Annotated in this window: 9 protein-coding genes; 2 read left to right on the top strand and 7 right to left on the bottom strand. The window is 63.3% G+C overall.

Going from position 1 to position 13486, the window contains the following annotated elements:
• Window positions 1–594 precede the first annotated feature (594 nt).
• Window positions 595–2223: an FAD-dependent oxidoreductase gene (locus S6FBBBH3_RS03545; RefSeq protein WP_123957633.1), complete on the top strand. Its 1629-nt coding sequence runs from the start codon at window positions 595–597 to the stop codon at window positions 2221–2223.
• A 101-nt stretch (window positions 2224–2324) separates the two neighbouring features.
• Here the strand turns inward: S6FBBBH3_RS03545 and S6FBBBH3_RS03540 are convergent, their stop codons facing one another.
• From S6FBBBH3_RS03540 to S6FBBBH3_RS03525, 4 genes are read right to left on the bottom strand one after another with little or no spacing between them, the layout of a single operon-like run.
• Window positions 2325–3137, bottom strand: coding sequence for a carboxymuconolactone decarboxylase family protein (locus S6FBBBH3_RS03540; protein ID WP_120176441.1), 813 nt, complete (start codon window positions 3135–3137; stop codon window positions 2325–2327).
• A 39-nt stretch (window positions 3138–3176) separates the two neighbouring features.
• Entirely contained in the window at window positions 3177–3638 is a 462-nt protein-coding gene (locus tag S6FBBBH3_RS03535) for a cyclophilin-like fold protein (protein WP_123957632.1), read from the bottom strand.
• Between the two features lie 11 nt (window positions 3639–3649).
• A complete protein-coding gene (locus S6FBBBH3_RS03530; protein ID WP_120176439.1) occupies window positions 3650–4600 on the bottom strand; it encodes a DUF362 domain-containing protein in 951 nt (316 codons plus the stop codon).
• Entirely contained in the window at window positions 4597–5217 is a 621-nt protein-coding gene (locus tag S6FBBBH3_RS03525) for a flavodoxin (protein ID WP_120177807.1), read from the bottom strand. The genes S6FBBBH3_RS03530 and S6FBBBH3_RS03525 overlap by 4 nt, the downstream gene beginning before the upstream one ends.
• Window positions 5218–5438: 221 nt before the next feature.
• Here S6FBBBH3_RS03525 and S6FBBBH3_RS03520 point away from each other — a divergent pair, with 221 nt between their 5' ends.
• Window positions 5439–6323, top strand: a complete 885-nt coding sequence (locus tag S6FBBBH3_RS03520; RefSeq protein ID WP_170143803.1) for a LysR family transcriptional regulator — start codon at window positions 5439–5441, stop codon at window positions 6321–6323.
• Between the two features lie 137 nt (window positions 6324–6460).
• Here S6FBBBH3_RS03520 and S6FBBBH3_RS03515 read toward each other — a convergent pair whose 3' ends face one another.
• The 3 genes from S6FBBBH3_RS03515 to S6FBBBH3_RS03505 all read right to left on the bottom strand — a co-directional run bounded on the left by S6FBBBH3_RS03515 (window position 6461) and on the right by S6FBBBH3_RS03505 (window position 13297).
• A complete protein-coding gene (locus S6FBBBH3_RS03515) occupies window positions 6461–8071 on the bottom strand; it encodes a gamma-glutamyltransferase family protein (RefSeq protein WP_120176437.1) in 1611 nt (536 codons plus the stop codon).
• A 99-nt stretch (window positions 8072–8170) separates the two neighbouring features.
• On the bottom strand, window positions 8171–9331 hold the full coding sequence (locus S6FBBBH3_RS03510; protein ID WP_232008823.1) for a hypothetical protein: 1161 nt from the start codon (window positions 9329–9331) through the stop codon (window positions 8171–8173).
• A 492-nt stretch (window positions 9332–9823) separates the two neighbouring features.
• Complete coding sequence (locus S6FBBBH3_RS03505) at window positions 9824–13297, bottom strand: ribonuclease E/G (RefSeq protein ID WP_120176435.1); 3474 nt, start codon at window positions 13295–13297, stop codon at window positions 9824–9826.
• Between the last annotated feature and the right edge of the window lie 189 nt (window positions 13298–13486).

Raw genomic sequence — 13486 nt, 5'->3', positions numbered from 1 at the left:
ACCTTTCACGCACGCAGTGTCGACGTTTTGCGCTCCGCACGAAAGCCGTCGTTGGTAGGAGAAGCCGTCCGTCGTTGGAAGCATTTCTTTACGCAAAAAAAGCATCGTTCGGGCTAGGTTGATACCTATATGTAGGTACGTCATGCGACCGTTTATGAAGAGAAGTCCCGAAGAGGTTGAGGCCTGCGTTATTCTATTTGAGAATAACGGCTCGGTCTCTCCGACACCTCGATCGTGCGCTCCGACAGGGGGTTTCCCCTTTCTATCGGGAAAATAGAAATTAACTAACGATCGACGCCTTCCGACCGTTTTTCTCTACCTCTTACGACACCCCGCGTTTGCAGGGATTTCGGAGAACCGAACGGAGCGTTTGGTCCGGCGCTTTCTTTCAGCAGAGAATCGTTCTCGTTTTCGATCGTTATTGGTTTGTTTATAGCGTGAAGAACGCAAATCCGCGAGTGATTTTCACGATGGTTTTTGCTATCCTTGGGGATATCAGGGTTTTCCTTTAGTCTTCGGGAGCATGGTGTTTGTCCGCCCTCCCCGATCCTCGGGAACACCCGTTGCCCTCCTTTTTCTTTTGCGTTGACCACGATGCGAACCACGATTTCCGCCGCGTTTCAGACCGTCGCTCTCACATCCGCCCGTACGGTCGGGACGCTTTTCGGCACGCTCGGCGTGTTGAGCGCGGCGAGCATGTTGGGCGCGCTCGGCGCGACGAACGCTCTTGCCGATACGACGGTCGATCCGACGGATCCCGCCTACCGTTGCGACGTACTCGTGGTGGGTGCGGGGGGCGCGGGCATGAGCGCCGCGATCGTCGCACGTGAAAAAGGGGCGAGCGTTCTCATTCTTGAGAAGATGCCGCGCGCGGGCGGCAACACCCTGATGGCCACGGGCCACATCACGGCGACGGACTCGAACTACCAGGCCGCGAACGACATTCGCGCCTCCTCCGAAACGTTCGAAGCGGACGTGCTCAAAGCGGGCCGCGGCGAAGCCGACCCGAAGCTCGTGCACCACATGGTCGCGCATTCGGGCGAAGCGCTCGACTGGCTGATGGGGCTCGGTGCGGCTCTTGAAAACGTGCGCGAAGTGCCGGGCACGCAGGAATACCGCCTCTTTCGACCGACGGGGTGCGAAACGGTCGGCTCCGAAATCGCGGGGGCCCTTTTGCGTCGCACGGAAACCCTCAACATTCCCGTTCTCACCTTCACCCGAGCCGAAGACCTCGTCCTTGAAGGAAAACGCGTCTCGGGCGTTCTCGCCGAAACCGCCAACGGCAACCGCTTCGTCATCAAGGCGCAGGCCGTGGTGCTCGCAACAGGCGGTTATGCGGGAAGCCAGCTTCTGCTCACGCGCTTTTCGCCCGCCGACGCACACGAACTCTCCTCCAATTCGCCCGGTTCGACGGGCGACGGGTTGATGCTCGCCGACCGCGTGGGCGCCGCCTTTACCTGCCTCAAGGACGTTCTCTACCATCCGACCGCCGTGCCGCTTTCGGGAGCGATTCTTCCCGAATCGTTGCGCGCAGACGGGGCCGTACTGCTCGATCCCGAAGGACGTCGGTTCGTGAACGAACTCGCCTCGAGCACCGAAGTGTCCGACGCCATCCGGGAAAACGGCAACTACGCCTGGCTCATCGTCGACCGTCACACGGTTCAGAACGTGCCCGTCATCCATCAGCTCGTCTCCGAGGGACTCGTCTACCCGGCGCACACCGAAGCACAGCTTGCGGTCGTCATGCACGCCTCTGCGCGCACCGTGGCGGAGACGCTCGTTCGCTACCGCGAATTTGTTCGCAAGGGCAAGGACGAAGACTTCCGGCGCCCGACGATGCTCTCCGACCTTTCGGACTTCCCGCTTTACGCGGTGCGCGTTCGCCCGGCTCTGCACGGCACGACGGGCGGCGTCGTCATCGATACGCACGCTCGGGTGCTCGATCGGCACGGCAACCCCATCCCCGGGCTTTTTGCGGCGGGCGAAGTGACGGGGGGCGTTCACGGTGCGTCGCGCCTCGAAGATACGGCGCTCACCGACGCGATCGTCTTCGGGCGCACCGCGGGCGAAGCCGCCGCGGCCTACGCACGGCAGGCTCCGGCCGAAAGAGCGCGGAATCACGGTGCAAAAGCCCCCGTCGAGTTGCCCGGCCTTGCCGCGCAGGCAACGCACGGCGCGATGCGCTTTGCCGAGTCGGAAGGCGCGAAACCTTCGGCCAATTGAGACGGGACGCATCCGAAGCGACTCGTTTGACGGAACACAAAAAAGGGGCGCCCCCCGAGGAGGCGCCCCTTTCTTTTTGTGTTCCGCACGGGCCGCGTCGCTCAGCCCTTTGTCGCTTCGTTGACCATTGCGAGCGCGTTGAGCGTCTTCGGGAAGCCGATGTAGGGAACGAGAACGACGAGCGTATCGAGGAGCATCGCGCGGGTGTTGCCGACCGAAAGGTTCCCGCCCGCATGGGCCTTCACCTGCGGCTCGCACCCGCCCATCGCGGCGATGGTCGCGAAGGTGAGGAGTTCGCGCACGGGGGTGTCGAGCACGCCGCGCGCATAGCCGTCGCCGAAGCAAAACTCCGTAAGGAGTTTCACCATGAGGGTGCGCTCGTCGGCCTTGGCGTTTTTGTGCATGGTGTCGATCGCTTCGCCGAAGATCCCCTTCTGGATGCGAAGGCCTTCTTCGAAACGCTTTTCGTCCGAGGGGGCGCGCCCCGCCTTCGGGAAGGCGACGCCTCGCGCTTCAAGTACGTGACCGAGCGTTCGTTCGGCGCGAAGCGTGCTCGGAATGCCCGAATAGGGCATCGCCTGCAGCATCGCTTCGTGAAGCCGATCGGCTTCGACCCCTTCGTCAAGGGCCGTTTTGAGAATCTCCTCGAGAGCGATTTCATCGCCGATCGCGGTCAGGGCGGAAACGGCCACAAGGCGCGCCGTATCGAGGTTGATCGCCGTGAGCATCGAGCCGAGGTCGCGCTTCGTCATGCGTTCGAGCGTGGAGAAGGCGTCCGTGGAAAGTTCGGGTTGAGTAGAGGCAGCGGGCATGATGTTCGTATTCGTAGATTCAGAGAGTTGTACGGCGGCCGCTCCCTCGAGCTCGGGGAGCGCCGCGGCGAGTGCGATTAGAAAAAGCGTACGTCGTTGCATGAGTACCTCCGAGCAGACGGTACGCGACCGGGGGCCGCTTCATTCGGCCGCTTCGAAGCGAAGGACGGTGTCGCCCGAACGTTTCACGGCCTTGAGCGCCTCGGGAGACAATTTCCCGAGAGGCACAAGTCCTTCGGAATGGCGGAAAGGCTTCACGAAAACGGCGAGATTTCCCCAGGGCGCGTAGTAGGTGAGGTCGCCCACAGCGGGCGTACAGGAGTCGGGCGCGCCCGTGACATCGAGCTTTTCCTTGAGGTAGGCGATGCGCTCCGTCGAACCGTAATCTTCGAAGGCCACTTCGAGCGGCATGCGCTCTGTCAGACGGTGCGCGACGATGTTCGAGAGAAGTTCCACGGCATGGCGCCCTTCGTTCGTCACGAGATAAACGGTTTGCGACACGGCAAGCTCCGGGAAGAAAGAAAAAGCGGAAATCGAGAGAAAAGAAAGTACGGCCAACGAGCGGCGTGCGGCGGCAAGAGAAGCAAACAGCAGGGTCTTCACGGCAACCTCCTTCAAACGACCTTCGGCGTTTCGATCCGCACGTCGCGCTCGGGGGCGTCGTAGGGTGCGAAGAGTTCGAGTTGCAGAACGCCGCTTTCGATTTTCCGTTCGAGGGGCTGAGCCGCGAGCTTCGCGCGGTTGTCCCGACCGTAGACCGCATCGACCACGGCCTGATCGACCGCAAAGGGATCTTTCGAAGCGAAAATCCCGAGCGTTCCCGAACGCGCTTCGATCCCGTCGAGCGTCACGGGCTTGAGATCCGTCACGATGTTGACGTGGATCATCCGTTCGCTCAGGGCCCCGGCAATCCCGCGCGCGGAATCGACAAGGCGCCGGAAAAAGCCTTCGCTTTTCGCGTAGCCCGGGCCGTGCACGATGCTCTTTGCGCGCGGACTCGCAAAGCCGATCCCCGTATCCTTGACGGCGCCCGTATAGCCCGCAAAGCTCGGGACCTTGAAGTTCGTAAGGTCGATCAAGAAGTCGTACGCTTCCAGGGACACCCGCGTCGTTTCGATTTCGGTGAGTTCGATCCCGTTCTTGACCGGCACCGTGACGTAATCTTCGTCGCGCTCGTCGCGGTCAAGGATGTCGATCTCACCCGTCACGCCCTGGCTGCGGATTTCTTCGATGTGGCTCTGCGTATGACGGCGGCTGCCGCCGAAGTCGCTCGCCCAGTTGATTTCGACGAAGGCCGCGCCGGGATACGCGTCGCGCAACGCGGCGAAAAGCGGATAGTTGACCCGCGCTTCGCCGCCGTGGATCTTGATCCCAACGCGGGGGTTGGCGGGCAGTCCCGCGGGTTGCAGAGCGCGGCAAAGCGCAATGAGCGCTTGGGGCGACGGTTCCGGCGCATGGAGGACGACGGGCTTTTCGCCGACCGCGAATGCGGGAACCCCCGCGGGCAGAACGAGTGCCGTACCGACGGCGGCCGTAAAGCGGCGACGCGTCAATCGAAACGTCATAGAGCCTCCTCAAGAAGTTTGCGGGCCCAGGCTTGCGCTTGGTCCGTACGCGTGCGCGCCCGAGAGCCCGAGGCGATGAAGGGTTCCCCGACGAACCGGGCGTCGGGGGCGAGTCGTTCGGCTTCGGCACGGGCGGCGCGCGGGCCGGAACTGCCCGACGTATGAAGCGTTGCGACGAGCTTTCCTTTGAGGTGCCCGACGCGCGCTTCGTCGGTCAAGTACGTGCTCGCGGGCGTCGAGAGTCCGCCCCACCACACGGGCGAAGCGATGACGACGAGGTCGTAGCTGCTCGCATCGGGAAGGGGCCCCTTGAGTTCGCGCCGGGCGCCCGTGTGTTTTTCTTCGCGCGCGAGATCCGTCATGTCGGAATACTCCGCCGCATAAGGCTCGCGCGGCTCGATCGTGCGAAAGTCGGCTCCGAGCGATTCGGCTGCGGCACGTGCGAGGGCTTCCGTCGTGCCCGTGCGCGAATAGCAGACGACGAGCGTGCGACGGGAGGCGGCTCCCCGGACGGGACGGAAGGCACAAGCCAAGGGCAGTGCGAAGGCTGTTCCGAGGAGACGCCGCCGCACGAGCGACGCGTTCGAGAGATTCAACCGAGAAGAAGCAGATGACATGGCGAGGCCTCCCGGGAAACACGGATCACAAGGAAGGAGAAGGGAAAGAGGAATCGGAGATCGGGGAAAAGCGAACCGAATACCTTCGACTCGGAATCACTGTACGCCCTGCGAAGCGTGACGCGCCAATGATTTATGCTCATGGGGATCCATGCAGAAAACGTATGGCTTCTCGTCGAGCGCATTCGAGCGCTTTTTCCCCGAACTTCCCTTTATTTGTCATGAATCTCATCGCCCTGCGCTGCTTCGTCGAAGCTGCACGCACGCTCAACCTTACCGCCGCAGCCGAACGCGTCTTTCTCACGCAGCCGACGCTTTCTCGGCGCATTGCCGAACTCGAAGACGAATTCGGCACGAAACTCTTCGTGCGTACGGGGCGCGGTCTGGAGCTCACCGAAAAAGGCATGCAACTTCTGCATCAGGCGCAGGCCATTCTGAATCTCGTCGAAGAGACGAAGCGAACGATGAAAGCGGGCGACGATCTGACGGGCGACCTCACGATCGACGCCGCGGAAGTGCCCGCCTTCGACGAGGTGGCGCGGGCGCTCGCGCGCCTGCGAAGCGCCCACCCGAACGTGCGCGTGCACGTCGAAAGCACGAACGGCGAGCGGGCGCTCGGAGACCTCCGGTCGGGCGCCGCGCAGTTCGCGCTCGTGAACGCCCCCGTCGATTTGAACGGGCTCGACTACGCGGAGCTGCGTGCCCGAGCCCGTTGGGGCCTTTGGATGAGCGACGCGCTCGCGCGCAGCTTCCCGACGGGGATCGCGCCCGATGCTCTTCGGCACCTCCCCTTATACGTGCCGCGCCATCCCCTCATCGCCAATCGCCTCGCGGGCTGGCTGGGCTTTCCCTTCGACGAACTGCGGATTTGCGGAACGTACAACTTGATCAACAACGCGCGGCGCCTCGCGCGCACGGGTGCGGTCGTGCTCGGGCTCGACGTGCCGGGGTTGCTCGACGCCTCGGACGACGTGCGGTTCGTGGCGCTCGAGCCCGAACTTCTCACGGACGCCCTCCTCGTTTGGCCCAACGGTCGTCGGCAAAACTCCGTCGAAGCGGCGTTTCTCGAGGCGCTGCGCGAAGAGGTTGCGGCGGCCGGCGCGTAACCGACATGTGAACAACGCTTGATCGACGCCTTCCGCGTCGTGTCGAACGGCGCAATGCAAAACGGGCGCCCTTCCCGCTTCCGGGAAAGGCGCCCGACTTCATGAGGCACCGGAAAATCGGAGAAACCGGCGTCCCGTCAGTACGAAGCGATCTGGCCGTCGGTACGCTTTTCCGTGCCGCCCACGAGCACGCCCGACTTATCGCGCAGAATCATCTGACCGCGTCCCATGTGGTAGGGGTCGGGCTGCACGATGATGTTGTGACCGCGACGCTGCAGGAGGCGAATGATGTGGTTGGGCGTTTCCTGCTCGACTTCGACGTTCTTGCCGCCGATCCACTGCCAGCGCGGAGCGTCGAGCGCCTGCTGCGGGTTGAGGTGCCAGTCGATCATGTTCTGCACAACCTGCACGTGGGCCTGCGGCTGCATGAAGCCGCCCATGATGCCGAAGGGCCCGACGGCTTCGCCCTTTTGCGTGATGAAGCCCGGAATGATCGTGTGGTAGGGGCGCTTGCCGCCCAAGAGCGCGTTCGGGTGGTTTTCGTCGAACTTGAAGTTTTCCGCACGGTCGTTGAGCGAAATCGACGTCCCCGGGACGACGATCCCCGAACCGAACCCGCGGAAGTTCGACTGAATCATCGAGACCATGTTCCCTTCGGCGTCCGCGCAGCAGAAGTAGACGGTCGAATGGTAGCGCGGATCGCCCGCCGTCGGAAGCATCGCCTCTTCGCCGATCAGGGCGCGACGTTCCGCGGCGTAGCGCTCGGACAAGAGCTCTTCGACCGTCACGCGCATGTAGGAAGGCTCGGCCACGTGGGCGGCCGTGTCCGTCATCGCGAGCTTCATCGCTTCGATTTGCTTGTGCATCGTATCGGCGGAGTCGCGCTCGCCGAGTTCGAAGCCCTTCAGAATCTGAAGCGCCATGAGGACCGTGATCCCGTGGCCGTTCGGAGGAAGCTCCCAAATGTCGTAGCCGTGGTAGTCGACCGAAATCGGATCGACCCATTCGGGCGCGTAGGCCGCGAGGTCTTCGCCCGTCAAAAAGCCGTTGTACTTCTTGAAGAAGTCGTGCGTGCGTTCGGCGAGTTCCCCCTTGTAGAAGGCTTCGCCGTGCGTCTTCGCAATGAGGCGCAGGGACTTCGCCATGTCGGGGTTCGCGAACATTTCACCCGGGCGCAGCCACGTGTTCTTCGGCGCAAACGTCTCGAACCAGGGGGCGAATTCCGGACGATCGCGGAACTTCGAGTAGATCCCGAAGGCTTCTTCCCAGAGGCGGGAGATGTTGGGAGAGACGGGGAAGCCGTTTTCCGCGTAGAAGATCGCGGGCTTCATGACTTCTTCGAGGTCCATCGAGCCGAAACGTTCGTGCATCGCCATCCAGCCGCCGACGGCGCCCGGGACGTTCACGGGTTCGATCCCGTAAGACGGAATTTTGTCAAAACCGCGCGCCTTCAGCGCCGCCACCGAGTTGGCGGCGGGCGCGGGGCCCGAGCCGTTGATGCCGTAGAGCTTGCCCTTATACCAGATGATCGCAAAGCAGTCGGAGCCGAGGCCGTTGCCCGTAGGCTCGACGACGGGCAGGGTCGTGGCGACCGTGACGGCCGCGTCGACGGCGTTGCCGCCCTTCAAAAGCGTCTGAAGACCCGCGGCCGTGGCCGTCGGGTTGCCGGCGCAGACCATGCCGTTTTTCGCATAGACGACGTGGCGCTTCGAAGGGTACGGATAGTCCTGAGCATCGAATTCGTACATGGCGGATTTCCTTTGGAGTCGTAGAGGGTCCGAAGCGCGCCCGGGGCGTTGCCGGCCAGGCGCGCGACGTCAAGAAAGAATCGAGAGGCGGTGGTTGCGTCAGAGGAGCTTTTCAAAGAACCCGGCCGCCACCACCGAGAGCGACGTCACGGTGGCAAAGCCCGACACAAGGTACTTGGGCATCAGGCGATCGGTGATGATCTGACGCTCCGTTTCGTTTTCGGCCACGGCTTGAGCCACTTCGTTGACGATCAGGTACGTGGCGGGGAAGCCGAGAAGCTGCCCGGCGGAAACACCCATGGCAAGGTTCTTCGAGCCGAGGATCTTCCAGAAGGGAAGAATGTAGAAAAATAGGTAGAGCACCGCAAACGTGATCGCGAACATGACGATCGTCTTCACGCCGAGCGCGCCGAGGTCGCCGAGCTCGATCTGGGCCAAGGACGGAATGATGGTCGCAAAGACGGCGACGTTGAAGATCCCCGCCGAGTTGGCGTGCTTGAGGATGTTCTTCGGGAGCATCCCCGTGCAGGAAACGGCCGTGCCGAGCAGAAGCGCCCAAATCGTGGCCGAGAGCCCCGTCCACTTGCCGAGCACGAACGACACCCAGGCAAAGAAGGCGGTGATCGCAAGCGAGGTGAAGTTCCCGTAGTACTTCTTGTGCGTCTCAAAGAACGTGGGCTTCGCTTCGCCTTCGGGCGCGACGCCCGGCACGACGGGTTTCACGCCCGTGCGGCGGTACTCTTCCACGATCGCGCGCGCTTCGCGCAGACCGAAGTTCGAGGCAAAGGGCGTGCCGAAGAACTTCTGTACGGCGTAGACGATCGTGCCCAAGGCGGCCGCCATCGTGAGACCCTGCTCCATGGCGGCACTCGTCATGATCTGGGTCGCGACGATCCCGCCGTTGATGATCGGAATGCTCACGATCGTTTCGCTCGTGCCGACGAGCGGAATCATGACGCAGGCGGAAAGCATGACGAAGATCATGGAAAGGACGGCCGTCACGAGCGTGCGCCATTCGTTGAGGAGCTCCTTCAAGTTGATGGTCGTCCCCATCGAGAAGACGATGAAGAGCACGGACCACTTGCCGATTTCGGCAAGGCCCGCGGCCTTCACGATGTCGTCCGGAATGAGGTCGGTCATGAAGCCCACCAAAAAGAGGAGAAGACTCACGAAGACCGCGGAGAGTTTCGCTTTCGTAAGCGTGCCGAGGAAGTCCCCGATCCCGAAAAAGAGGAGGCAGAGGAAGAGATAGAAAAACATGTTGTCGAACATGCCTGTACGCGCGGCTTCCTGCCCGGCCACACTGCGTCGTGCCGGTCTTTCCGCCCGCGCCCGTCGATGGAGGGTTGGCGAAGCGTCCCCGGAACGAACCTCGTCGGGTTCCGCCTTCGGCGAACCTCGGCGGGGGACTCCATCGTTCGAGCGTAGCGGGGGACGCTCGAACGCGTCCTGAGAGAAACCGCCTATGGCCCGCGCAAAAAGCGAGCGCTTTAAGCAACGCTTCACCTGCCGCAATCGCCCTAGGCGGAGCTCCTCAGCGCCGTTTCCTTAAGGCAAATATCTCATATTCCTCGGGATTTCGACCTTTACGTGGAAAATCTCAGAGCTTCGTTGCAAAAAACACAACAACGCAAAGAAAACGTCCGCACCGTTTCCGATGCGGACGTTTTCTTTGTGAGGGTGTCTCAGGGGGATATGCGGGGCCGAAGCACCCGTTCGGGTGCTTCAGACCGCACGCTTCCCTGCTTCGCCTCAGTCCTTCTTCGTCGTGTGGACCTGGACGAGCGGACCCTCTTCCGTCACGACGACCGTCGCCTTCGGGCGGCCGGGGTAGCGGACCGCTTCATAGACGACCGGGCGGCAGAGCTCGGGGCGGGTGTGCACCTGCTCGAGCGGGCCTTCCGAGGCTTCGTCGGCGCGCTTTTCAACCGCGCGGCCGGGCTGGCGAACGACGTCGTAACCCTTGAAGGTAACGTGCTCGGGGTTCGTGTGAACCTGAACGAGACCGGCACGCGCAAGGTTCGCTTCGAGCCCTTCGGCAACGTCGTCGACCTTCGCGGGCTTCACAGCCTTCGGCGCTTCGACGACTTCCGTCACTTCAGCAACCTCGACGACTTCAACCGCAGGGACGGCCGCTTCGATCGTTTCGGTCGTTTCGACCTGCTCGACCGCGACGACCGTCTCGACCGCTTCCGCCACGGCAGGGGCTTCGGCCTTTTCCGTCACGACGGGCGAGGTTTGCGCAACGTCGACCTTCTTCGTTTCGATCTGAACGAGCGTTTCCTCTTCGCGGCGCGGAGCCTGACGACGGCGCTTCGGACGGGGCTGGGCCTCTTCCTCAAGCGCGTGTTCGACGGCCTCCGTTACGGCGGACTTCTTCGTTTCGATCTGCACGAGTTCGGAGGCGAAGTTGGTCGTCGCATGCGGCACGGGCACTTCCGGCACGTGCGGCGCGGGAACGACGATTTCGGGGTGGAGGAGCCCTTCAACGGGGAGTTCGCCCGAGCGCTTCGCCTCGACCTTGGCTTCCGTCTTGGTTTCGGACTGCGCTTCGACCGCGGCTTCGGCGTCGGACTTCGCATCTTCCGCCTTCACACCTTCCTCGGCACCCTCTTCGGCCGCCGCACGGGTGCGACGACGGGGACGACGACGACGGCGCGAACGGCCTTCGCCTTCGTCGGCTTCGGGAGCCTTGTCGCCCGATTCGGCCTTGTCGGTCTTGTCGGCTTCGGCGGCCTCAGCTTCGACCACTTCCGTCGTTTCGCGAACTTCGGCCGGGATTTCGGCCGCGACGGCGGGCTTTTCAGCCTGCTCGACCTTCTCGGCCTTCTCGCCCTCTTCGCGATCGGTGGCAGCCGTTTCGCTCTTCACCTCGTCGGTCGCCTGAGCGACTTCGCCTTCGGCGCTCGAACGGCGACGACGGCGGCTGCGACGGGGTTTCTGCGCTTCGTCGCCTTCGGCGGCGGGAGCGGCGGGCTGAGCGGACTGGACGGGAGCCGCGGCGACTTCAACCGCTTCGGTCGTTTCCACGACGGGCGCTTCGTTCACGGCCTCTTCGGTCGTGCGACGACGCGAGCGGCGGGGACGGTCGTTGCGGTCCGTGCGGTCCGTGCGGTCCGTACGCTCCGTGCGGTCCGAACCCTTTTCGGCCTTCTCGGCCTTCTCCGCCTTTTCGCCCTTCAGCTTTTCGGCGCGTTCGAGTCGGTCGGTGCGTTCCGTGCGTTCGCGACGGCCCGTGTTCGAGCGGCGTTCGTTCGTGCGACGGCTGCGGCGACCGCGACGTTCGTCGCGTTCGTTCTTTTCGGACTTTTCGTCCTTCGCCTGCCCTTCGGCCTTGGCAGCTTCGGCCTTCGGAGCGGCCTCGGCGCTTTCGTCGCGCGAACCGAAGAGGAAGGCGGCGATGCGCGCGAAGAGCCCCTTCTTGGGCGTCACGGGCGTCAACTGCGCGGCGCGGCCGGCGTCCTTCGCACCCTTTTCGGCGTTGCCTTCCGGCTTCTTTTCAACGTGCACGGGCGCGGGGTCGCGCGGCAGCACGTTCTTGATCACGGGCACCTGCTTCGGACGGGCGGGCTTGTCTTCCTGGCCCTTCTGAGCGTAGGGGTCGTCCGCCACGGTTTCGATTTCCTCGGCGCGGTCGAAGCTCGGCTTCGCGTCGTCGAGACGTTCGTCGTCCTGACGCAGGCGCTCGATGTGGTAGTGCGGCGTCTCGAGGTAGGTGTTCGGAATGAGCACGATCGGCACGCGGTGACGTGCTTCGAGCTTCGTGATGTCGTTGCGCTTCTCGTTGAGAAGGAACGTGGCGACGTCGACCGGAACCTGAGCGTGAACGGCCCCGGTCCCTTCCTTCATCGCTTCTTCCTGGAGGATGCGCAGCACCTGCAGAGCGCAGCTTTCGGTATCGCGGATGACGCCGACGCCGTTGCAGCGCGGGCAGGTGACGTGGTTGCCTTCGGAGAGCGACGGGCGCAGACGCTGGCGCGAGAGCTCCATCAGGCCGAAGCGGCTGATCTTCGCGAGCTGCACGCGGGCGCGGTCGTAGCGGATCGCGTCCTTCAAGCGCTGCTCGACCGCACGCTGGTTCTTCGAGTCGGCCATGTCGATGAAGTCGATCACGATGAGGCCGCCCAAATCGCGCAGTCGCATCTGGCGCGCGACTTCGTCCGCGGCTTCGCAGTTCGTGCGGAAGGCCGTTTCTTCGATGTCGGCGCCGCGGGTTGCACGGGCCGAATTGACGTCGATCGCAACGAGCGCTTCGGTGTGGTCGATCACGATCGCGCCGCCCGAGGGGAGAGGCACCGTACGGCTGTAGGCCGTTTCGATCTGCTGCTCGATCTGGAAGCGCGTAAAGAGCGGAATGTCTTCGCGGTAGCGCTTGACGCGATTCACCATGTCGGGCATGACGTGCGCCATGAACTGGCGGGCCTGCTCGTAGATTTCGTCCGTGTCGACGAGGATTTCGCCGATTTCGGGCTGGAAGTAGTCGCGGATCGCGCGAACGACGAGGTTCGATTCTTCAACGATCAGGAAGGGCGGCGGATTGAGGCGCTTGAGGGGCTTGCCGTTCGCGACGGGTTCCGTCGTCGCCACCGTCTTGCGGCGGCCGTTTTCTTCCGTGACGAGCTCGTACTGGGGAGCCGCCGCGTCGGCAATCGCTTCCCAGAGTTTGAGGAGGTAGTTGAGGTCCCACTGGAGCTCTTCGGTCGTGCGACCGATCCCGGCCGTACGGGCGATGGTGGACATGCCGTGCGGCAGGTCGAGCTTTTCCATCGCTTCGCGAAGTTCCTGACGCTCTTCGCCTTCGATGCGGCGCGAAACGCCGCCCGCGCGCGGGTTGTTGGGCATCAGAACGAGGTAGCGGCCCGCGAGGCTGATGAAGGTGGTGAGCGCCGCACCCTTGTTGCCGCGTTCTTCCTTTTCAACCTGAACGATGAGCTCCTGCCCTTCGGTGATCGCTTCGCGGATCGTCGCCGTACGGACGTCGACGCCCTCTTTGAAGTAGCTGCGGGAGATTTCCTTGAAGGGGAGGAACCCGTGGCGTTCTTCGCCGTAGTTGACGAAGCACGCTTCGAGGCTCGGCTCGATGCGGGTGACGATGCCCTTGTAGATGTTGGACTTGCGGGCTTCGCGGCCGGCCGTTTCGATGTCGATGTCGATGAGCTTCTGCCCGTCGACGATGCCGACGCGCGTCTCTTCGGCGTGCGTGGCATTGAAAAGCATGCGCTTCATTGTGAAAGCACTCCTTCGCCGCCACTGACGCGGGCGGAAGACGTGCCACGGAAGCTCTAAAGGGAGGAGCGGCGCGCAGGTCGGTGTCCGACCGAGGCACGAGCCTCGCTCGGGCGAAAACCCGAGGGGCGCACGCTCCCCGTCTTTCGTTTGCCCCGGGTCCTCGGGCGACGGCGGTCGGGACAACGA

Source organism: Sutterella megalosphaeroides (assembly GCF_003609995.1).
GTDB lineage: Bacteria > Pseudomonadota > Gammaproteobacteria > Burkholderiales > Burkholderiaceae_F > Sutterella > Sutterella megalosphaeroides.
The sequence above is the reverse complement of the archived record's forward strand: the minus strand, read 5'-3'. Positions and strand labels throughout refer to the sequence as shown.